This window comes from Rhizobium sp. SG741 (assembly GCF_012275435.1).
Taxonomy (GTDB): domain Bacteria; phylum Pseudomonadota; class Alphaproteobacteria; order Rhizobiales; family Rhizobiaceae; genus Rhizobium; species Rhizobium lusitanum.
The window spans coordinates 139,412-160,892 of sequence record NZ_JAAZQP010000012.1; the positions used below are offsets into that span (position 1 = coordinate 139,412).

A 21,481-nucleotide genomic window follows, 5' to 3' on the forward strand; every position below is an offset into this window, starting at 1 on the left:
ACCCTTACAAGGGATGCCATCTCATAGCTCCAAGATACGGGGAAAGATATGATGGTAGAAAGTTCAGTGGTGCGGATTGGCGGTGACCTGCCGGTTTGTCGTATGGGTTTCGGCGCAATGAAGCTGACCGGACCAGGCGTGTGGGGGCCGCCGGATGATGAAGACAATGCGCGTTCTGTGCTGCGTCGGGCAATAGATCTCGGCGTTAATTTCATTGATACGGCAGATGTCTATGGTCCAGGTGACAACGAACGAATCATCGCCGACGCCTTATCGCCCTATCGTGAAGGGACTGTCATCGGGACGAAGGCCGGGCTGGTGCGGAGTGCTGGGCCTGCGACCCGTGAAAACCCGGGCATTTCTATGAACGGTTCTGCGCAGCACATCCGAACTTCGATCGAGGGTAGCCTCAGAAGGCTTAGGCTCGAATGTATCGACCTCTATCAACTCCATCGGGTGGATCCAAACGTTTCTATTGAGGAAACGATCGACGTATTCCGCGCTCTTCGTGGTGAGGGTAAGATTCGTCACATCGGTCTATCTGAGGTCGACGTCGACCAAATTAAGCGCGCGCAATCAGTGGTGGAAATTGCGACTGTTCAAAATATATACAATCTTGCCACGCGCAAGCATGAGGACGTCCTTGCCTATTGCGAAGCAAACGCGATCGCGTTCATTCCATTCTGGCCGCTGCATTCTGGGGACCTAGCGAAATCAGAGGTGGTCCAAGATGTCGCGAGACGGCTCGATGCGACCGCTGCACAAGTTGCGCTGGCTTGGCTGCTTCAAAAATCACGATCGGTGATTGTCATTCCCGGCACATCGTCTATCGACCATCTGGAACAAAACGTTAAGGCCCTGGAAGTTCAGCTGTCCCCAACAGACCTGGAGGCGCTTGAACAGATGGTTGCCTGACCGCCGTCGAGCTCTACATCGGAACGAGCGCGCCTGTCCGAGGTGCGATGCAAGAGGCCATCCATGTGCCAGTGTCCTAGCTCGCTTCCCGCCGACAGCTTGGCCGGCGGGAGGTGGCATATTCGCCGTTTGTCATCCGGACTTCAACGCGACGCGTTTTGCAGTCTGGCCTGGATTTCCTCTAAGAAGCCGGGCAGTGGGTACCAGCTGGAGTGCACGAGATGAAGCGATCCGTTGATCGTTGAGACGCCGATGGTTTGCTCCGCGTCGTGGCCTCGAAGAACCACAGGCGCCCACAAGGCCTCAATGGTCAGTTCGCCGATCGAAGACGAGAACGGGACTTGCCCCAAGTTAGACACGAGCATGGTGTCCGAGAAGGCGTCTGCATTGAAACGGGCGCCATCGGTTTCATCCATGTCGGTCGACAACGCTTCATAGATCGCACTGAAGACCGTGGCTCCACCCTCGAGTGTCTTCACTGGAAGTAAGGAGGCAGTGACGGACCTAGCCATCTCCCATATGTCGCTAGGCGCTTTGGGTTCTATCACGGTTGATGTCTTGCTTACTGCGACAACACATTCGTCGTTTAGCTGGAGCAGCTTTCGAAGATCAACCGGAGAGAAGATGCTAACGGCTCGATCGCGCCATGCCGCGTCAACGGCGCGCCCTGCCAACGTCGCTGCGGCACAGACAATTCCGTGCATGGTCGTGCCTTCCCGTCGTGCGCGCTCCCTTAACAAGTTAGTCGTTTCGGACGCGACGGCTAAGCCTTTTACGTGCACAGGCTTCTTCAAGCGTTCAACCGCCAGCGCGTGCGACAGCCGCTTGCCGGGCGCTGAAGTCGGTCTGGTAGGGGCCCCCAATATCTGGTCGATTGACGGCGGAAAGTCATAAGGGGCCAGCTGCTGCCCTGACAGTGCCTCCAGCAAATCTCGAAGCATGTAGATCGACGACAACCCATCGGAAATGGCGTGATGAGTGACAAGGAGGACGAAGGCTCTTTCGCTTTCATGGATCAACACTACACGAGCGAGCGGCCCCTCGGTCGGATCGAACAATGTCGCGATTTCATGTTCTGCTTCCCGCTCCCAAGTCGTTCCTAGCGGAGCGATCCGCAAGGGAATCCTGCCACCGTTCTTGTAAAAGTGGGGAACCCGCTGCTGCGAGGAGTCGATAGAGACGGACAGCATCGGGTGCCGCGCCTGGAGCGCATCCACTGCAGCCCGCCAATCGGCCACGCGCGTCCGCCCCTTCACCTCCGCAGCGATGCAGAAATGCATCGGGGAACTATGATCGAAGAGCCAGAAGAACTCTTCAATGACCCCGAGCGGGCGTACAATAGGAAAACAGGTGTCCATCGCAGTATCCTCATCATCCTGATGATTGTTTGGTGTTGTCGGTTGTCGAGTGCTTATCTGAGGGCAAAGTGCGAACTTCTGGGACGTCTCCGTCGGTACTGACGTGCCCAATAGGCCGACGTCGCTTAGAACAAGTGCTGTCCTTCAGAACGACCGTGATCTCAGGTTCATTGTCCTGAAGATTGCTGTCGTGCACTCGACCAATCCTATAGCCCCGCCGTCGGCGGGTTCCGAACGCCCTTATGTCATTACAGGAGTGACCAACAATCATTGCCACGCATCAGGAACGGGCTAGGCCCACGGGCATCGAGTTACCAGCACTCGGTTATTATGGTCGTTCAAGGCTAGGTGGTTTTTGTTGTGATGGTGTAATGGCCGTGATCAGGTGCGGCATCAGCGTTTTGCCTAGCAGCTGATCTGATTGGTAATTCTTGGGAGGATGCTGATACTTTCTTCGTCACATTACAGACGAGCCGCTCCCATCTTCGAAAACGGCACGTCTATTCCGTCAAAGCTTCAGCCCTCGCTGACCGCAGCGCGACGGGAGTCGGCGGAGATCCCCCGAGCGATCGCGAGCCGTGGTGGCCGGGACATTGCGAGAGCACCATCAGAGCCCAGGTTAGCGGATCGAGATCCTAAATCGAACCGTGAGACAATCCGTCGAAGTGTTGTGACCTCCGCCTCCAGAGAAGCGCTCGCGGCATTACTTTCCTCAACCATGGCCGCGTTTTTCTGAGTAACCTGATCCATGTGATTGACAGCCGTGTTAACCTCTGAGAGTCCGAGGGCCTGCTCTTTGGCGGATGTCGCGATCGCATCCATGTGCCGATTAATATCAACGATGCCGGCGCCAATACTCTCCAGTGCCATCCCCGTCTGGCTGACAAGCTTCACTCCGCCGTCCACTTCCTCGGTAGAATTTCGTATCAAGTTCGAGATTTCCAGGGCCGCCTGTCCCGATCGCTGCGCCAACTCGCGCACTTCTTGAGCGACCACCGCGAACCCTTTGCCAGTCTCGCCAGCGCGCGCGGCTTCGACTCCGGCGTTGAGCGCGAGAAGGTTTGTCTGAAAAGCGATTTCGTCGATGACGCCAATGATAGTAGCGATCTGCCGGGACGAATTTTCGATCTTACGCATGGCTTGGACCGCGTCTGAGACGATTGCACTAGATCGGGTGGCACTGTCACTCGTCTGCTGTGCAAGTTTTCTTGCATCATCCACTCTGTTGGTGGCATTGACGACATTTGTCGTGATTTGATCAAGAGCGGCCGCCGTCTGCTCAAGCGATGCGGCCTGATGCTCAGTGCGCTTTGACAGGTCATCGGCACTCGCACTGATCTCCCTCGTTCCGATCTCAATGGAGCTTGCCGCATCCTGTACAGTCGCGAGCGTTTCTTTTAGCTGAGCTGCGGCAGCATTGTAGTCGCGCCTGAGACTTTCGAAGTCATCGGCGAGTGGTTCGATAAGCTGGAATGTCAGGTCCCCCGCGGCCAGCCGCTGTAGGCCCTGAGCCAGGCTGCTTGTGGCGGCTTGCAGTTCTGCCAATCGCGTTCCCTCAATCGCCGCCCTTTCGGCGCGTTCTCTCTCGTTGCGATCCCGCAGTGACTGTGCTTCGCCCTCGATCAGACGCGCGCGAACACCATTTTCCTTGAAGATCTGCACAGCTCTCGCCATGCTCCCAACCTCGTCACTGCGCTCTGCGCCAACTACAGATACCTCAAGATCGCTATCTGCAAGTCGGTTCATAGCGTCAGCTAGTTGCTTGATCGGTCTCACCAAGGATGATCTTGCCGCAACGACCGCGATGATCATCAAGCACGCGAGACCCGAAACAATGGTCAGCAAGGTTTTGGTGATTACCGCCTTTGAAACAGACGACAGCTCAAGGTTCCCAGCTCTGACTTCCTCCGCGAGATGCTTTGCTTCTGTACCGATTTCGACACTCAGGGGCGGGAAAAGCGGTTGGCAGTCGCGCAGAAATGTCGCCTGGGATGCTGCGACATCAGACGAAGCGGTGGCGCTCATGGCTGCATTCATTGTGGGGCGGCAGCGGTTATCAAGGACATCAAGGCCTTTGGCTTTTAACCTTGGTAGCGCGGTTTCAGCCGGTGCTACTGCGATCGCATTGTCCATCTCCGCCAGAAACGCGCGGTGCGCCTCGTTCAATTCGGCGATCGATTGCGTGTTGAGGTCATCGTCGGTCAACATAAGCAAATCGCCGATGGCGGCTCGGCTATTCTCGAATGCCTTGTCAGCTTTTCCAAGAGCGAGTGCCGCGGCCGATTCTTGATTCAGGAGGCTCGTATAGCTCACATTGATTTTCGAGATTTGGTTGCCAGAGTAAGTTGCGACAAGAACCGTAAACGCACCGAATGCCCCGAGCAGAACGGTCAGCTTGCCGACAATGGGGAGATCTTTCATAGGTAATCCTTCCGCTTCCACCCGTTGGGGCAGCTAGCTGATCATGGTCGAGAGGTTGGATCGGGCCACTAGCGGATTCATTCAGCCGTGGTTGCCGGGCGAGGCTAGGAAGGACATGCCTCGTCGATTGGTGGAGCTTCCCTGGCAGTTGCTACCCAGCCAGCCACGAGACAACGAGGGGCCTCGCCGATATAGGTAGCGACAGACCAAATCATTGCAGCATCGCAATCTCGGCGATGGGACGCGGCCGATCGAAAAGATATCCCTGCATGTTGTGGCAACCGAGCCGAGAAACCCATTCTCTTTGCACTTCTGTTTCTACACCTTCGGCGGTGATCGGCACCTCGAGGGAGGTGAGGAGTTCAATCATGGTCCGAAGTATTTTTTCGGATTGTGCTGATTCTCCAATTCGCTTCACGAACGAGCGGTCAATTTTCACGATATCGAAAGGGAAGCTTTGAAGGTAGCTGAGCGAAGAAAAGCCAGTTCCGAAGTCATCGAGCGCGATAGCAACACCTTTGGCACGTATTTCGCGCAAGGCATCCAAGTTCGCGTCGCTCTCGCGAAGAAGCACTGTTTCTGTGATTTCAAGCACAAGCCGGTTTGCTTCGAGACCTGTTGTGGCCAATGCGGCTTCGACTACCGAAGGAAAGCCACCATCGAGGAACTGTCGCGGTGAAACGTTGACCGATACCTTGATCGTTTCGGGCCAAGCCGCCGCATCTCGGCAGGCCTGGTGAAGCACCCATTCACCGATCGACGAAATCAGGCCGGATTCCTCGGCGAGGGGTATAAAAACCGTTGGTGAAATTATCCCCTGCAATGGGTGGACCCACCTCAGCAGTGCCTCATATGCACAAATCTGGCCCGACTTGCAGTGAATTAGCGGCTGATAATAAACGCGAAATTGTTCAAGCCGCAGTGCCTGACGCAGATCCTGGAGAAGCGTTGTGCTACGCGAAAAATCTTCCTCCATGCTTGCCGAATAGAATAGGAAGCAGCTTCCGCGCTCGGATTTCGCGCGGTAAAGAGCGAGATCGGCCATGCGTAGGATTTCACTCACCGTCTCAGTTCCGGAAATCTCAACGATACCAATCGAGAGCTCTGGCGTGAGGACCTTATCATCGATCTCAATCGGTTCACCAATCACGGAGATGATGCGACGCGCAGTAGCTGCGAAATCGCTCCCCCTCGCGCTTTCATTGAGGATGACCGCAAATTCATCGCCGCCAAGACGGCCGACAGTTCCGTTCGTCGGAACGGCGTGAAGCATTCGGGTCGAAACGATCCGCAGAAACTCATCTCCCGTCGCATGGCCGTAGACGTCATTGATTTTCTTGAAATGGTCGAAGTCCAGCATCAGGACGGCACTACGCCTATCATTTGCTGGCGCAGATGCGAGGGTACGGCCCAGTCCCTCCTCAAGCGACCGTCGGTTCTGCAACCCGGTCAAGCTGTCGTGATACGCAAGATGTCTAGCGCGTTGTTCGGCGATGATACGGCATTCTATCTCACGTCGCTGAGCGATGTATTGCCAGGCTCCAAAGAGCAGTAAGGCTGTGGTGATCATCAGGCCAAGATAAAGCGATTCATTGAGCTGTATCGTAACGTGACCAGGGCTCGCTTGATTGTGCTCGTCCAGAACATTGATGCCCCACGCAAGGTAGGTGATTGTCGTTGCGCCAAGGAAGAGGAGCGTGCGCAGCCAGGGTGTCGTTTTCCTGGCTGCAAAGGTGTGAACTGTCAGCATTTGACTGCCCGCATAGAAGGGTACGATTTACATTGCGTCTTGGCGCGGCCACAAGTGTGACTGCAACCTCAGACGCTGGCAGTCCAGTCACACGCGAACGGCGGGTTTACGTAGCGCTGATCCTTCGGGAATGCCGCGATCAATGCGAGGTCTTCTTCATCAAGGTTGACCGCGGTCGCCGACAGATTTGACGTTTGACTTTCAATTTTTGCGGCCTTTGGGATCGCGATCACACCTTCCTGGCAAAGAAGCCAAGCGATAGCGACTTGCGACGCGCTGACATTGTGTTTCCGGCCGATCGACTGGAGGACTGGGTCACTCGCCGCGCGGCCCTGCGCCAGAGGAGCGTAGGCTGTGAGCGCAATTCCTCTAGCGCGCAGATATTGAAGCATAGGCGCTTGCGACAGATACGGATGGTACTCGATCTGATGCACCGCAATCGGAACCTGGATTTCCTCAACAACGCGCCTGATCATCGGCATGTTGAAATTGCAGACACCGATTGCTCGCGCGTACCCGTGTTCACGAAGCCGCTCCATGGCGGTCAGGGTCGCGGCTATGTCCATGTCAGCCGATGGCCAATGCACAAGAAAAAGATCGACATAGTCCATCTTCAGCTTTTCGAGGCTTGCAGCAAAGGATCGCTGAAGAGCCTCCGGAGCCAGCTGATCGTGCCAAACCTTGGTTGTAACGAAGAGTTCGCGGCGATGAATTCCCGAGCTTGCGATCGCCGTACCGACCGCCGCCTCATTCTCATACATCGCCGCAGTGTCAATATGCCGATATCCGAGCGAAAGCGCGCTTTCCACCACCGGCTGCGCACTAAGGCCGGGCATCCGGAACGTCCCGAGGCCAAGGCGAGGTATCGACACGCCTTTCGTTTCGATTGCGTCCATTGGAAATTCTCCTTCCACCACATTAAAGCTGGAAATGCAGGCGGAAGAGCCGCCTGCATCGTGGTCGTTCTCTCAGGCGCGATCGTCGGTGTTATCACCGGACACCAGCGCGTCCACGACCTGCTGCAGCGAGGTATTTCCCTTTCGTGCGAGGCGACCGCCGTCTTTGAAGTCGATCCAACTTTCATTGAAGCCGTCCAGCATGCGAATCCGTGGCGTCGGGTTCTTCATCCCTTGCGAGCGGAACAGTTCCTCCCAGGTTTCGCGGTTGACAATCTCGACCTTCACCGGCCTGTTGAGCGCAACTTCGAACGCTTTTGCGAGGTCATTTGGCGACACACGTTGAGCAGCCTCCAACTCGACCACGCGTTTTCCGCTCCAATCCTGCTGGATTAGCTCCGCCGCCAGGATGCCGATGTCCTTCGTCGCGATCATCGGGAATTTTTTGTCCGAGGGCTGCAGGAAGCTGTAGAGAATGCCCGTGTCGCGCGCCGTGCCAACGTCCCAAAGCGCATTTTCCATGAACCATGCGGGCCGGAGGAAGGTGACAGGTAGGTCAAGATCGTTGAGCGCATTTTCAAGCATCGTACGCTGGGAGAGCAGATTGTCCTCCTTCGCGTCTGCGCCGATCGTCGACAAGCAAAGGACCTTTTTCGGGCGCGCGGTTTTGAGAGCGGCGACGACACTGTCGATCACCTTCTGCGCCTCGGGATAGCCGGGTTCGGGGTCGAACTCGGACGGCGGAAGAATGAACACTGCTTCGGCGCCGGCGAAGGCCGCCGATAGCGCCTTTGTGTCTTCCATCTCGGCTAGCGCGACCTCGCAGCCGAGAGCAGCCCATGAAGCGCCCTTGGCCTGATCGCGAACAATCGCACGGACGGCCTTGCCGTTTGCAAGCAGGGTCCGCGCAAGCGCGCCGCCGACTTTGCCAGTAATTCCAGTGATAGCGTACATGTCTGATTTTCCATTAAAAAGAGGAGAGGTTAAGCGAGGCCGTCATAGAGCCCGCGTTCGAAATCGCCGTAGAGAGCAACGACACGGTCGTCATAGAAGGGAAGAAGCTGGGTAAAGAGCGATCCGGTGACCTTGCGAACGGGATCAATCCAAAAGTAGCAATTGAGCAGCCCGGCCCAGGATGCGCTTCCTGCTGAGCGGCCGTACGGGCCTGCCTCGGTGTTGATGTCGAAGGAATAGCCCCATTTGTGCTTCTGCTCGGGGAACTGGTCAAAGCTGTTGGAGTAGGCTGGCGCCGACGAAATCATCTTGCGAACATTCAGCTCGCCGATCTGGTTCTGCATCATCATCGCGACCGTCTCAGGCTTCAGGATCTGAGCGCCGTTGAACTTGCCGCCATGCAGAAGGGCCTGAAGCAACATCATGTAGTCACGGGGTGTGCTGTATGCGCCGCCACCGCCCATGAAGAATTCGGGACGCTGAGGCATTTCGAATGGCATTGCTTTCAAGCCCCCATCGCTCTCACGGCTGAAGCATGTCGCGACGCGACGCTTCTGTTCGCTGCTGATCAGGAATCCTGAGTCCTTCATTCCCAGCGGCTGGAAAATATTCTCCCGGAAATAGACCTCCAGAGACTGATCGCTGACCGCCTCAACCAGCTTGCCAGTCCAGTCCATGCTGATGCCGTACTGCCAGCGCTCGCCGGGTTCGAACTCGAGCGGTACATTGAAGGCCGCGTTCTCACAGGTTGCGATATCAGGCAAACCGGTGGCCGTCTCGTAGCGCGGTATCACGTCACTCCAGTTCGCATAGGTGTAACCGGAGGTGTGGGTCAGCAGGTGATGAACCTTGATCGTATTCTTGGCCGGGCGCAGTTGCGGCTGACCGTTGGCGTCAAACCCCACCAGCACCTTGGGTGCGGCCAGCTGCGGCAGATATTTCGATGCGTCGTCATCCAACTTGAGCCGGCCCTGCTCGATCAGCTGCATGCATGCCGTTGCGGTGATCGCCTTCGTCATCGACAGCAGCCAGAACACCGTGTCGGGCTGCATTGGCGCGCCGGCTTCCGGGTTTGCCTTGCCGAAGAGACCTTCATAGATCATGCCCTTCTGCGTTGCCGCCATCGCGACAGCGCCAGCAACTGTGCGGTCGCTCACGGCCTTCGACATTGCAGCATCGATGGATTTGAATTTTCCATTCGAGCGGCGCGGGGCTTCGCCGGCTGCCGCCTGCACGGCTGTCGCCCCGAGATAGGCCGCCGCAGCCGCCATGCTGCCGCGCGTCAGCACGGCTCTTCTCGTCATCTCATTCATGATTTTCACCTTCAACCCAGACGTATGGCGGGTCTGGTAAACCGCTCGCCTTCTCGAGGCGGACGGAAATTTGCTAACACAGCGATGTGCGTTGCTAAAAGATCATAATAGTCATAATCAAAGTGATAAAAAATCACTACCATTCGTGTTCACGGGATGCGAGACCATTTGCATGAGCTTTGATGGACGTCTTCTAACTGGAGTGAGTGTCTTCCTGGCGGTTGCCGACGCCGGCAATTTCGCCAAGGCCGCTGACGTATTGGGGGTGACGCCTTCCGGTATCAGCCGGGCGATCGGACGACTTGAAACCAGAATGGGCGTGCGTCTTTTTGACCGCACTCCTCGTTCCGTCGCCTTGACCGAAGAGGGTCGTCTGTTTCGTCTGCAAGCCTTGCCGCTCGTTGCGGGTCTCGAAGAAGCGGCCGCGACCGCCGCGGGATCGGCAGCTGCGGTTGCTGGGAGGCTGCGTGTTTCGATCGACCCATGGTTTGCAAGGACAGTGTTGGCGCCTCAGCTACCTCGCCTTAGCGAGCAATATCCCAATCTGAAGATCGATTTGATGACAGCCAATGGTCGCGACGACATGATGAGCGGGTTTGATGTTGCCGTCCGCTTTGGCTCGACTAACGCCGGCTCGCTGATCGCGAGAAAGCTTCTGGACGTCCGCGTCGTCACCTGCGCGGCGCCTTCCTATCTTGAAAAGTTTGGCGTTCCGGCGCGACCCGAAGAGATAGCCAATCATGAAGCGATCCTGTTTCGAGACCCCGAGACTGGCCGAGCTTTCCCATGGGAATTTCACCGCGGCGACGAAATCGTCAGGGCGAAAGTCGAGGGTCGGATTGTTTTTGACGACCCGTCTGCCGCTGTCGCTGCCTGTGTCGCCGGTCAAGGGATCTTTCAAAGCCTCGAAATCGGCCTTGAATCATGGTTGCAAACCGGTCATCTCAGACAGATTCTAAAAGACTGGCCGGATGAACGTTACCCACTTTATGCTTACCATCCGGCGCGCCATCTGCCTCCGGCAAAGGTTCGCGCGTTCCTCGATTTTGTCCAGCAGATTACAAGGGAGAAGGCGCGTCGGAGCTGACGACAGAAGACGGAGGGCGGCCTCGTGGTTTCGATCCGTCTGTACCGCGCCGAACGACGCAACTTTGAGAATCGAGTCAACTGCTGTTTCTGAGGGTCAGGGATCCCGTGAGCATTCGGGTGATGCCGTCATCGGTCGGCTTGATGTTTGGATCATCAATTAGGCTTAGAGCCTCCTGTACCATGAGTTCCACCGGCTGCCTCACCGTCGTCAGCCTGTATGCGTTCCATGAGGCCATGGGAATGTCATCGAAGCCGACCACAGCAAGATCGTCTGGAACCCGAATGCCTCGTTCGCGAGCAACGTCGATCAAGGCAAGCGCCATGATGTCGTTGCAGCAGAAAATTGCGCCCGGAGGGTCATTCATGGAGAGCAAGGCCTGTCCGGCTCGGTAGCCGCCAGGATATTCGAAGTCGCCCAGGGCCTGGGCGTGGATTCTCACCCCTGCTTCAGCAAGGACCTCACGAAATCCCCGTGCCCGCTCCGCATGCGTTGATGTATTGGCAACCCCGCCGATAAATCCAATCTTGCGATGACCGCGCTCTAGCAAAAGTCGGCCAACATCTCGTCCCCCTTGATAGTTGTCGCAAGCAACCGCGTTAATTCGAATGTCTCTTTGCACCCGGTTGAGGAGGACCACTTTGATCTGATGTTGGCGGCAAGCTCGTGCCATCGTTGAGGTGAGCTGTGCCGAGGTCACGATGACCGCCGATGGTCGCGACGCCAAAATTTGATCTGTAGCTGCGTCAACATCGGAGTTGGCGGGAAGGGCATAGACCACGAGCTGCCGCCCGCTCTCTTGAACCCGCCGTGCCAGAAGATCCAATACGGTGGGGTAGAAGGGATTCAACAGGTCGCCAGCGACAAGGGTTATTGTCCCCTCTGCGATGATCTCAGCAGTTCTTCGGGCAGGGCTGACGTACCCGATAGCTTCTGCCGCAGCCAATATCCGCTTCCGCTTTTGATGATCGATCGGCGCATTTGGGCTGAAGGCGCGTGAGACAGCTGAAATAGAGACGCCGGCAGCATGGGCCACTTGCTTGGCGGTAGGCTTGTTGGTCAGCGGCATTGAAAATTTTTCACTTTCTCGATGAAAACTTGCAATGAACTTTTAGCACCGTAATCTCTGTGCCGGAAGGGAGAACATTATGGCTATTACCTACCTTAAGCACGGCAAACCTCAATCTGAGCGCTCCGAGGATGACACCAAGGTCAGCAACGTTGTCGCTGACATCCTGAAGAACATTGAAACCCGTGGCGATGCGGCGGTTCGGGAACTGTCTGAGAAATTCGACAATTACGCACCACCATCGTTTCGGCTCTCCGCCGGCGAGATCGAAGCCCTCGTAAGCAAGGTTTCGGCGCGTGATATGGCAGACATCGAGTTCGCCCAAGCGCAGGTGCGCAATTTTGCGCAGGCACAACGAAATTCGATGGTCGACATCGAAGTCGAAACGCTTCCTGGCGTCATCCTCGGTCATCGGAATATCCCTGTCCAATCGGTCGGCTGCTATATTCCTGGTGGCAAATTCCCTATGGTGGCCTCTGCACACATGTCGGTCGTCACCGCCGCCGTTGCTGGCGTACCACGCATCGCAGCGGCTACACCTGCTTTCAAAGGGGCGCCAAACCCTGCCGTTATTGCAGCGATGCATCTCGGCGGCGCCCATGAAATCTATGTTTTCGGCGGCGTTCAAGCGATCGGTGCGTTGGCCCTTGGCACTGAAACGATCAAGCCTGTCGACATGCTGGTCGGCCCAGGCAACGCCTTTGTCGCGGAAGCCAAACGCCAGCTCTACGGTCGCGTCGGAATTGATCTCTTTGCGGGCCCAACTGAAACGATGGTGATTGCTGACGAAACAGTGGACGCCGAGCTTTGCGCGACCGACCTGCTCGGTCAGGCTGAGCATGGCTACAATTCGCCCGCTGTTCTGCTCACCAACTCGCGCAAGCTTGCTCAGGCTACGCTTGAGGAAATTAAAAGGCTTCTTGCAATCCTGCCGACAGCTGACACCGCCTCGCGAAGCTGGAATGATTATGGCGAAGTTATTCTGTGTGACAGCTATGACGAGATGCTCGAAGTTGCCAACGACATCGCCTCCGAACATGTGCAGGTCATGACTGACCGCGACGATTGGTTCCTCGCCAACATGCATTCCTACGGCGCGTTGTTCCTCGGCCCGCGGACAAATGTCGCGAACGGCGACAAGGTGATCGGCACAAACCATACGCTCCCCACCAAGAAGGCTGGTCGCTATACTGGCGGACTATGGGTTGGAAAGTATCTTAAGACGCACTCCTATCAGAAAGTGCTCACCGACGAGGCCGCGGCCAAAATCGGGGAATACTGCTCGCGCCTCTGCATCCTGGAGGGTTTCGTGGGGCATGCCGAACAGGCCAACGTGCGGGTCCGGCGATACGGCGGTAAGAATGTGGCCTATGGCGCGGCGGCTGAGTAGTCGCCGCCAAGAGAGGGTTTAGGTGATCTGATGACCTTAAAGTTGCCCCGCACCCCGTCCTTCAGGCTGGACGGCAAAACCGCGCTCGCCGTTGGAGCATCCTCGGGGATCGGCCAGGCGGCCGCTGTGGCGCTCGCCGAGGCTGGTGCCAATGTGACCCTTGCGGCGCGCTCGATCGACAAGCTCGATGAAGCCGTTGACGCTCTGCAAGCCCTAGGGCTCTCCGGCACCGCTCTCGCGTTGGATGTTGGAAGCGTCGAGGCTTTGGAGGAGACGATTGCGTCTCTTCCTGCCTTCGACATTCTTGTCAACAGCGCGGGACTTGCGCGTCATGGTCCTGCGTTGACAACAACTCCCGCGGATTTCGACGCGGTCGCTTCGATCAATCTGCGAGGAGCCTACTTCCTGACACGGGCGGTCGCCAAACGTCTTATCCAAGCTGGACGGCCCGGGTCGCTCATCAACGTATCCTCCCAGATGGCCCATGTCGGCGGGATAGATCGTGCTGTCTATAGCGCCACCAAGCATGCCATTGAGGGTTTCACGAAGTCTATGGCGATTGAGTGGGGCAGCCACGGAGTTCGGGTCAACACCATCTGTCCGACTTTCATCAGGACGCCGCTCGCTGAACAGACGCTTTCCAATCCTGACCGCCTCCGCTGGATCCAGGAGAAGATCAAGCTCGGCCGCATGGGCGAGCTTGAGGACATCATGGGACCGGTTACCTTTCTCGCCTCCGATGCATCCTCGATGATTACGGGAACAGCGCTGATGGTCGATGGCGGCTGGACGGCGGGTTAGCAAAGAACGGGACTACAAAATGAAAATCGGTGTTCCGCGAGAGCGAGCCGAGGGTGAGGCGCGTGTCGCGTTGACGCCCGAAAGCGCATTGCAACTGCAAAAACTTGGTCATGAGTGCTTCATTGAGGCTGGAGCTGGTCTGGGGGCCGGCATTTCGGACGACGCCTATCGTCTGGCAGGTGTCCAGGTCCTGAATACGATGACAGCGCTGGCGGCGACAAGCGATGTGATTGCCAAAGTTCGTCCCCCGACCGCCGATGAGATCGGACACTACCGAAATCGACAGACGCTGATCTCATTCTTCTATCCAGGGCAGAACGGTGACCTGCTGCAAGTCGCTTGCGCGAACGGCGTGAACGTGATTGCCATGGACATGGTGCCGCGCATTTCCCGCGCCCAGAAGATGGATGCCCTGTCGTCGATGGCAAATATCGCCGGCTACCGGGCGGTGATCGAAGCGGGCAACAGTTTCGGGCGGTTCTTCACCGGCCAGATAACGGCCGCGGGCAAGGTGCCGCCAGCTAAAGTTCTGGTTATTGGCGCCGGTGTCGCCGGCCTTGCGGCGATCGGCACTGCGACCTCGCTCGGGGCCATCACCTACGCCTTTGACGTTCGTCCGGAAGTGGCCGAACAAATCGAAAGCATGGGCGCCGAGTTTGTCTTTCTCGATTTTGCCGACCAGGCGACAGACGGTGCTGCGACCGGCGGTTATGCGGCTCCCTCATCGCCAGAATTCCGCGAGAAACAGCTTCAAAAGTTCCGTGAGCTGGCGCCCGAGATCGACATCGTCATCACCACCGCGCTGATCCCCGGCCGCGATGCGCCAAAACTCTGGCTCGCCGACATGGTGGCGAAAATGAAGCCGGGTTCCGTGATTGTCGACCTTGCCGCTGAGCGTGGCGGCAATTGCGACCTGACTGTCCCGGACCAGAAGGTCGTGTCCGACAACGGTGTCGTGGTAATCGGGTACACGGATTTCCCGAGCCGCATGGCTTCCCAGGCCTCGACGCTTTATGCCACCAATATCCGCCACATGATGGCGGACCTGACACCGGGCAAGGACGGCAGGCTCTTCCACAACATGGAAGACGACGTCGTCCGCGGTGCAACGGTGGCCTTCGAAGGGGCGATCACCTTTCCGCCGCCGCCACCCAGGGTGCAGGCGATCGCCGCCCAGAAGCCACGGGAAAAGGCGAAGATACTGACGCCCGAGGAAAAGCGGTCTGCAGAGGAGGCCGCCTTCAAGGCACAAACGCGCAACCAGGGGGGGCTGGTTCTCGCGGGCACCGCCCTGCTGCTGCTGGTCGGTGCCTATGCGCCGGAAAGCTTCATGAGCCATTTCGTGGTCTTCATGCTCGCCTGCTTCATCGGCTTCCAGGTGATCTGGAACGTCTCGCATTCGCTGCACACGCCGTTGATGGCGGTGACCAATGCCGTGTCCGGCATCGTCATCCTCGGCGCGCTGCTGCAGCTCGGCTCTGGCAACTGGCTGGTCGTGGCTCTTTCCGCTCTCTCCGTGCTGATCGCCACAGTCAATATCGTCGGCGGTTTTCTGGTCACGCGGCGAATGCTCGCCATGTTCCAGAGGTCCTGACGGCGGCATAAGGGAATATATCATGACCATCGGAATCGTTTCGGCTGCGTATATTTCCGCGGCTGTCCTCTTCATTCTGTCGCTCGGCGGCTTGTCCGGCCAGGAGAGCGCCAAACGTGCCGTCTGGTACGGCATGGGCGGCATGTCGCTCGCCGTCATTGCCACAGTCTTTGGGCCCCAGTTTCTCGGATCTTGGACTTCTGGGTCCCCGGCTCTTGACCCAGATATCGGCAAGAGCGTTGGCGCCTGGCTCATAGCCCCGCTGATGATCGCCGGCGCTCTGCTCGGAACTACTGTCGCAAAGCGGGTGCAGATGACCGAGATGCCGCAGCTCGTAGCAGCGCTGCACTCCTTTGTCGGCCTGGCGGCTGTCTTCATCGGCTTTAACGCGCACATTGAGGCGGCACACATCTCCGGTATGGATGGAATGGCGCGCGCGACCATCGAAGGGTTTGCAGGCATTCTCGCCCACAAGACACCGGTCGAGCTTGCGATCATGAAAGTTGAGGTGTTTCTCGGCGTCTTCATCGGCGCCGTCACCTTCACCGGATCAGTCGTCGCGTTTGGCAAACTCGCCGGCAAGGTGGACGGAAAGGCGAAAAAACTGCCCGGCGGCCATGCGCTGAATGCCGCCGCCGTCCTTCTCGCTTTCGTCCTTCTTATCATTTATGCGAATGACGGCACCGTCGGAGCGCTGATTGCAATGACGCTCCTTGCTTTCTTCATCGGTTATCACCTGATCATGGGCATCGGCGGCGCCGACATGCCTGTGGTAGTATCGATGCTGAACTCCTATTCCGGTTGGGCTGCCGCTGCGATCGGCTTCACGCTAGGCAACGATCTTCTGATCGTCACGGGTGCGTTGGTCGGTTCGTCGGGTGCCATCCTCTCCTACATTATGTGCAAGGCGATGAATCGCTCTTTCGTCTCGGTCATTCTTGGCGGTTTCGGAGCAACCAGTGGCCCGGCGATGGATATTATCGGTGAACAGATCGCCATTGACGCCGACGGGGTTGCAGCGGCGCTGAACGAAGCGGACACCGTTGTGATCGTCCCGGGCTACGGAATGGCGGTGGCGCAGGCCCAGCAAGCTGTGTCCGAGCTGACCCGTAAGCTGCGGGCAGCCGGCAAAACGGTCCGTTTCGCGATCCATCCTGTAGCCGGCCGGCTACCCGGCCATATGAACGTGCTACTTGCCGAGGCCAAGGTGCCCTATGATATCGTGCTCGAAATGGACGAGATCAACGACGATTTCCCCGCCACTGACGTCGCGATCGTCATCGGCTCGAACGACATTGTTAATCCGGCCGCCCAGGAGGATCCAAACTCGCCGATCGCAGGCATGCCGGTTCTCGAAGTCTGGAAGGCTAAGCAGGTCTTTGTGTCAAAGCGCGGGCAGGGCACCGGTTACTCCGGCATCGAGAACCCGCTGTTCTATAAAGATAATACCCGCATGTTCTATGGTGATGCGAAGATGTCGATTACAGCGCTCATTAGCCAGATCTGACACATCCAGTGCTTAGGGTTTTCTTGGTCTTCGCCGACACTCGGCGTGGCCATCTCTGATGAGCCTGGTTCCCTTGCCCCCGACGCGCCTCTGGCGTCACGTCCGGCAGAACACGGCCGGCGTGCCCGCTTGTGAGAAGTCCTGATAACCAGCGGCAGCGTGGGTCCAGCTGGGTGATCGGCCGAAGACCAAAACCGGCCATCCACACTCCTAAGTGTCTAATTACCGGACTCCGGAGGAACGCTATAAGCGCTGAGCATGCGTAGCTTTCAGGTCTTGCCAAAATCAAAAAGTCGAGCTAAGTTATCAATCGATAACGAAAGAGGAGCGCCAAGATGGCGTTTCGTTACCACTGACAACCAATGGGAGGAAGTTATGAAAATTTCTCACACTATGGCGCGTTGCCTCCGGGGGGTAGCATCTGTTGCTTTGATGGCAGCGTCATTCTCCGCTGGCACAGCCTACTCTGCGGATCAGAGCTTGATTGATGCAGCGGTGAAGGAAGGGCGCCTTACTTACGCGACGAACATGACCGCCCCTGAAACGCAGAAAGTCCTCGAAAAGGCATTCCGCGAGACATACAAGCTTCCCGATTCCTTCCAGATAGAAGGTTATACGGCGGACTCCTCGGGAGTGGTTGCACGCGTGGGACAGGAGATGGCGGCCGACAAGGTTTCCATCGACTGGGTTGCGGTGAATTCGGAGTCGTTCTGGCGGGGACTGGCGAAGAAGGGTGCCTTGCTCGAATATTGCTCCGAGAGTTACAAGACCCTTGTTTACCTGAAGCAATCCAAGGTCTTGGATGGCGGGTGCTATTTCCAGGCCGCATCAGTTATCGTCTTTGGGGTGATGTGGAACCCTGCTTTCGTAAGTGAGGACATCACCAGCTGGGCTCAGCTCGCTGACCCCAAATACAAGGGACAGATCATCATTGGTGACGCCCGAAAATCTGCTGGCTACCTCGACCAGTACGCCGGTCTTCGTCAGGCAAACGTCTGGACCGACGAATGGCTGCAAAAGATGAAGGCGCAGGATCCCTTCTTCGTTGTCCGATCGACGGATATCAGGGACCGCGTCATGTCGGGCGAGTTTCCAATCGCGATCTTCGGCTTTGGCCCCCGCGCTTATCAGGTGCGTGATCAGGTCCCCTTGAAGATGGGCTGGCCGAGCGAAGGGATCGTGGCAACCGGCAGCTATGGAGGAGTGCTGGCCAAAGCGCCTCACCCAAACGCAGGGAAACTCTGGACCGACTTTATATTCAGCGAAAAGGGACAGGAGATCCTTGTCGAACAGGAAGGAATTTCGTCCATTGCAAAGGTCAAGGTTCCCGACGACGCTGTACCGTTCATCGCTGCCGTCGATAAAATTAAAACGGTGTCGGTTGACTGGGACGCGATGACCCAGGAAGCGCTTGATAAATGGCGCGCTGATTTTCGTCGAGTGTTCGGGGAGTGATGGCCATGCTTAGCGAGGTGATGATCGAGGGGAAACGGTCAAGGTGGCCGAATATACCGAGCGATCGCATCGTTCAGGTTCTGGCCAGCGTCTTTGTATGCGCCATTATCCTGCTGCCGATGGGCGTCATTCTTCAGCAAGCTCTGTCAGTCGAGGGCCTCGACGGCACGAAAGAGCTTGGTTTGGGCAACTTTGCACGGGCGTTCCAGACGCCCGTGTTCTTGAACGCTGTCACGAATACGATCCTGATCAGCACTGGAACGACATTGCTCGCCTCATTGGTGGGCGTGTCGCTCGCGTGGTTCGTTACCCGGACGGATCTTCCGGGAAGGCGACTGCTCCATGTCTGCAATACGATCCCATTCTACCTTTCGCCCTTCATAGGCGCGATCGCATGGACATACCTGACGGCACCTCGCGTTGGTTTGCTTAACGTCGCGGTCAACAGCCTCCTCGGGGTGTCTGCGAACCCGTTCAACATCTACAGCCTGTTCGGGATCATGTGGGTTCAAGGTATCTTCTTTGCGCCAGTGGTCTACATCATGACCTGCGCAGCATTGCAGCAGATGGACCCGTCGCTGGAGGAGAGCTCGCGTTCCTGTGGACGCGGAATCATGTATACGATGTTGCGGGTCACACTTCCTTTGGCAATGCCATCGATCCTATCCTCGGTCATTCTGACGTTTGTCGCCTCGGCAGGGGAGTTTGGCGTTCCGTTGACGATCGGCATTCCGCGAAACATTGAAACGGTCAGCACGCAGATTTTCGAGGTGTTGCAAAGGGCGCAACCCGACTACGGGATGGCGGCCACCCTTGGAAGCCTGCTAGGGGCGGCAACGATCGTTTGCGTACTCTTCTATAGACACATGATCCTTCGCCGTAACTACATCACACTGACCGGCAAAGGTTTCAGGCCGTCGACCCTTCGGCTTGGGGCATGGCGGTGGCTCGGGTTCGCTTTGAATGCTGTCTTTTGCCTCGTCGCAGTCCTCCTTCCTCTCGTGGCATTGGCCCTTCAGTCATTCCAAAACATCTGGCTTGGATCATTCAAGTGGTCACAGTTCACTCTAGGCAACTATAAGTACGTAATTTTCGAGAACGAGGTGACGATACGCGGTTTTGAGAACTCGCTGGTTCTTGCTCTTGTCGGGGCAACGGTCGGTGTTCTGCTGAGCGTGATCATCGCGCAGACCATCTATCGAAGCCGGCTTCCCGGTCAGCGCTTTATCGACATCGTGACGTCGTTGCCGGTCGGTATTCCAGGTATCGTTCTTTCGATGGGATTTCTGCTGATATCCCTGCGTAGCCCTCTATACGGCACGCTGGTCGTCATGCTGATCGCCTACCTTTCTCGTGACTTGCCGCTGGGACTGCGAAGCGTATCTGGCGTCATGCTATCGGTTTCTCCCGAACTTGAAGAGGCCTCGCGTTCGTGTGGCGCGGCTTACAGCCGTACCTTCCGTCGGGTCACACTGCCACTACTGAGGCCCGGACTCCTGGCTGGCTGGGTTCTGCTTTTTGTCCTCTTTCTTCGAGAGTTGCCGATGTCCATCCTTCTCTGGAAGCCAGGTACGGAAGTGACCTCGGTAGCGCTTTGGCAGCTACTTGAGCACGCAACAAGCGGAAAGGCGGCGGCCTACGCCATGCTGCAATCGTTCGTCATCCTTGGCGTTGTTGTAATTTTCCAATTCGCCACCAAAACAAGCAGGGAGAAGTGAGATGAGAGGAGCGGAAACAAAGGGATTTTTGGAAGTCGACCGCATCGAGAAGAACTACGGCGCGATGAAAGCCGTTGACCGCGTCAGCTTTTCGCTTGCCAAAGGAGAGTTTCTGACGTTGCTCGGACCGAGTGGCTGCGGGAAAACAACCTCCCTGAGAGCAATCGCCGGCTTCGAGACCATCAGTGGCGGAAAGATATCCATTGACGGCGAGCCTGTCTCCGACCCTGCGAATAACATCCATCTGCCACCGGAACGGCGACAGTTCGGAATGGTTTTTCAGTCTTACGCGGTCTGGCCTCATATGTCGGTCGCGGAAAATGTGGCCTACGGTCTTCACAATCTTAAGCTAAGCCGCGCTGAAAGGGATCAACGCATTCGGCGCGTTTTGGCGAAGGTTGGTCTGGAGGCGCAGTTGGATCGGCCAGCGACGATGTTAAGCGGTGGACAGCAGCAACGCGTCGCGCTTGCGCGGGCAATTGTTTATGAGCCAAAGGTGCTTCTTTTCGACGAGCCGCTGAGCAATCTCGATGCAAAGCTGCGTGAGGCTATGCGCCTTGAATTGCGGCGGCTGCAGGCGGAGCTCGGTATAACATCTCTATACGTAACCCACGATCAGGAAGAGGCCATGGTCGTATCGGACCGCGTCATCGTCATGAGAGGGGGCCACATTCAGCAGATCGGTTCTCCTTCAGATATCTACGACCGTCCGGCCAACCGGTTTGTTGCCGATTTCATCGGATCGAGCAATTTGCTCGAAGCAAAAGTGTTGCGATGCCAAGGGAACGCGGCGTTTGTCGAAACTGCCGTCTTGCCTGGCGCTGAAATCGCTTGCGCAACTGTCGGTGCGATTGAGCCGGGTTCCAACGTCACACTGAGCTTCCGCCCAGAGCACGCTACACTCAGTGTAGAGCCGTCGAGCGGGGATCAGAACGTCTTGTCTGGCCATGTGAGCGGAAGAATCAACATGGGAAGTCACCTCGACTATCGCGTCGCGATCGGCAAAGCTGAAGTGCGCGTCAGTGCTCCCAGGAGTGTCGAGATCCCGTTGTCGCAAAATGTTGCCGTCGTGCTCGACCGCAACAGGAGTTTGGCGCTGGCTTCATAAGGGACGGCGCGCATCAGCCTAACCGAGGTTCAACAATGGGAAGGTGATCGACGCTCATCTTCCCATTTCGGGTACCGGTCACCATGGGAATAGCCGAGGCCCCTGACCTAGGACCCGCGTTAGTCGCATTATCTATGGCGCGGTT

16 protein-coding genes are annotated in these 21,481 nt (G+C 57.1%); 9 read left to right on the forward strand and 7 right to left on the reverse strand.

From position 1 onward, the window contains the following. Positions 1–51: 51 nt before the first annotated feature. A complete protein-coding gene (locus FHT29_RS26600; protein ID WP_246703130.1) occupies positions 52–915 on the forward strand; it encodes an aldo/keto reductase in 864 nt (287 codons plus the stop codon). A gap of 143 nt (positions 916–1,058) precedes the next feature. On the opposite strand, the gene FHT29_RS26605 is transcribed toward FHT29_RS26600, so the two are convergent. The 6 genes from FHT29_RS26605 to FHT29_RS26630 form a co-directional block, all read right to left on the reverse strand. Further along, positions 1,059–2,273, reverse strand: a complete 1,215-nt coding sequence (locus tag FHT29_RS26605; RefSeq protein ID WP_168600466.1) for a condensation domain-containing protein — start codon at positions 2,271–2,273, stop codon at positions 1,059–1,061. A gap of 516 nt (positions 2,274–2,789) precedes the next feature. After that, positions 2,790–4,694, reverse strand: coding sequence for a methyl-accepting chemotaxis protein (locus tag FHT29_RS26610; protein WP_168600467.1), 1,905 nt, complete (start codon positions 4,692–4,694; stop codon positions 2,790–2,792). A 211-nt stretch (positions 4,695–4,905) separates the two neighbouring features. After that, positions 4,906–6,444 carry a GGDEF domain-containing phosphodiesterase gene (locus FHT29_RS26615; protein ID WP_168600468.1) on the reverse strand — a complete coding sequence of 513 codons (1,539 nt, stop codon included), beginning with the start codon at positions 6,442–6,444 and terminating at the stop codon, positions 4,906–4,908. A 68-nt stretch (positions 6,445–6,512) separates the two neighbouring features. Further along, positions 6,513–7,340, reverse strand: coding sequence for an aldo/keto reductase (locus tag FHT29_RS26620; protein ID WP_168600469.1), 828 nt, complete (start codon positions 7,338–7,340; stop codon positions 6,513–6,515). Positions 7,341–7,412: 72 nt separating this feature from the next. Further along, entirely contained in the window at positions 7,413–8,294 is an 882-nt protein-coding gene (locus FHT29_RS26625; RefSeq protein ID WP_168600470.1) for an NmrA family NAD(P)-binding protein, read from the reverse strand. A 29-nt stretch (positions 8,295–8,323) separates the two neighbouring features. After that, complete coding sequence (locus FHT29_RS26630) at positions 8,324–9,607, reverse strand: serine hydrolase domain-containing protein (protein WP_168600471.1); 1,284 nt, start codon at positions 9,605–9,607, stop codon at positions 8,324–8,326. A 91-nt stretch (positions 9,608–9,698) separates the two neighbouring features. Here FHT29_RS26630 and FHT29_RS26635 point away from each other — a divergent pair, with 91 nt between their 5' ends. Then, the gene (locus FHT29_RS26635; protein WP_245513111.1) at positions 9,699–10,694 is read left to right on the forward strand and encodes a LysR family transcriptional regulator; all 996 of its coding nucleotides are present in this window, start codon (positions 9,699–9,701) and stop codon (positions 10,692–10,694) included. Between the two features lie 76 nt (positions 10,695–10,770). Here the strand turns inward: FHT29_RS26635 and FHT29_RS26640 are convergent, their stop codons facing one another. Next, entirely contained in the window at positions 10,771–11,763 is a 993-nt protein-coding gene (locus FHT29_RS26640; RefSeq protein ID WP_149344141.1) for a substrate-binding domain-containing protein, read from the reverse strand. A gap of 79 nt (positions 11,764–11,842) precedes the next feature. Between FHT29_RS26640 and hisD the strand changes: the two genes are divergently transcribed. The 7 genes from hisD to FHT29_RS26675 all read left to right on the forward strand — a co-directional run bounded on the left by hisD (position 11,843) and on the right by FHT29_RS26675 (position 21,336). Then, positions 11,843–13,153: a histidinol dehydrogenase gene (hisD, locus tag FHT29_RS26645; RefSeq protein ID WP_168600472.1), complete on the forward strand. Its 1,311-nt coding sequence runs from the start codon at positions 11,843–11,845 to the stop codon at positions 13,151–13,153. Between the two features lie 30 nt (positions 13,154–13,183). Beyond that, positions 13,184–13,954 carry an SDR family oxidoreductase gene (locus FHT29_RS26650; RefSeq protein WP_168600473.1) on the forward strand — a complete coding sequence of 257 codons (771 nt, stop codon included), beginning with the start codon at positions 13,184–13,186 and terminating at the stop codon, positions 13,952–13,954. Between the two features lie 19 nt (positions 13,955–13,973). After that, on the forward strand, positions 13,974–15,548 hold the full coding sequence (locus FHT29_RS26655) for a Re/Si-specific NAD(P)(+) transhydrogenase subunit alpha (protein WP_168600474.1): 1,575 nt from the start codon (positions 13,974–13,976) through the stop codon (positions 15,546–15,548). Positions 15,549–15,570: 22 nt separating this feature from the next. Then, a complete protein-coding gene (locus tag FHT29_RS26660; protein ID WP_168600475.1) occupies positions 15,571–17,055 on the forward strand; it encodes an NAD(P)(+) transhydrogenase (Re/Si-specific) subunit beta in 1,485 nt (494 codons plus the stop codon). 375 nt (positions 17,056–17,430) lie between these two features. Next, positions 17,431–18,510, forward strand: a complete 1,080-nt coding sequence (locus FHT29_RS26665) for an extracellular solute-binding protein (RefSeq protein WP_168600476.1) — start codon at positions 17,431–17,433, stop codon at positions 18,508–18,510. Between the two features lie 5 nt (positions 18,511–18,515). Then, positions 18,516–20,228 (forward strand): iron ABC transporter permease, encoded by a 1,713-nt coding sequence (locus FHT29_RS26670; protein ID WP_168600477.1) that lies wholly within the window; start codon positions 18,516–18,518, stop codon positions 20,226–20,228. A 1-nt stretch (position 20,229) separates the two neighbouring features. Then, complete coding sequence (locus FHT29_RS26675) at positions 20,230–21,336, forward strand: ABC transporter ATP-binding protein (RefSeq protein ID WP_168600478.1); 1,107 nt, start codon at positions 20,230–20,232, stop codon at positions 21,334–21,336. Positions 21,337–21,481: the final 145 nt, after the last annotated feature.

Coding starts and splice junctions, on each gene's coding strand:
- FHT29_RS26600 (WP_246703130.1), top strand. CDS start 52: ATGGTAGAAAGTTCAGTGGTGCGGATTGGCGGTGACCTGCCGGTTTGT.
- FHT29_RS26605 (WP_168600466.1), bottom strand. CDS start 2,273: ATGGACACCTGTTTTCCTATTGTACGCCCGCTCGGGGTCATTGAAGAG.
- FHT29_RS26610 (WP_168600467.1), bottom strand. CDS start 4,694: ATGAAAGATCTCCCCATTGTCGGCAAGCTGACCGTTCTGCTCGGGGCA.
- FHT29_RS26615 (WP_168600468.1), bottom strand. CDS start 6,444: ATGCTGACAGTTCACACCTTTGCAGCCAGGAAAACGACACCCTGGCTG.
- FHT29_RS26620 (WP_168600469.1), bottom strand. CDS start 7,340: ATGGACGCAATCGAAACGAAAGGCGTGTCGATACCTCGCCTTGGCCTC.
- FHT29_RS26625 (WP_168600470.1), bottom strand. CDS start 8,294: ATGTACGCTATCACTGGAATTACTGGCAAAGTCGGCGGCGCGCTTGCG.
- FHT29_RS26630 (WP_168600471.1), bottom strand. CDS start 9,607: ATGAATGAGATGACGAGAAGAGCCGTGCTGACGCGCGGCAGCATGGCG.
- FHT29_RS26640 (WP_149344141.1), bottom strand. CDS start 11,763: ATGCCGCTGACCAACAAGCCTACCGCCAAGCAAGTGGCCCATGCTGCC.
- hisD (WP_168600472.1), top strand. CDS start 11,843: ATGGCTATTACCTACCTTAAGCACGGCAAACCTCAATCTGAGCGCTCC.
- FHT29_RS26650 (WP_168600473.1), top strand. CDS start 13,184: ATGACCTTAAAGTTGCCCCGCACCCCGTCCTTCAGGCTGGACGGCAAA.
- FHT29_RS26655 (WP_168600474.1), top strand. CDS start 13,974: ATGAAAATCGGTGTTCCGCGAGAGCGAGCCGAGGGTGAGGCGCGTGTC.
- FHT29_RS26660 (WP_168600475.1), top strand. CDS start 15,571: ATGACCATCGGAATCGTTTCGGCTGCGTATATTTCCGCGGCTGTCCTC.
- FHT29_RS26665 (WP_168600476.1), top strand. CDS start 17,431: ATGAAAATTTCTCACACTATGGCGCGTTGCCTCCGGGGGGTAGCATCT.
- FHT29_RS26670 (WP_168600477.1), top strand. CDS start 18,516: ATGCTTAGCGAGGTGATGATCGAGGGGAAACGGTCAAGGTGGCCGAAT.
- FHT29_RS26675 (WP_168600478.1), top strand. CDS start 20,230: ATGAGAGGAGCGGAAACAAAGGGATTTTTGGAAGTCGACCGCATCGAG.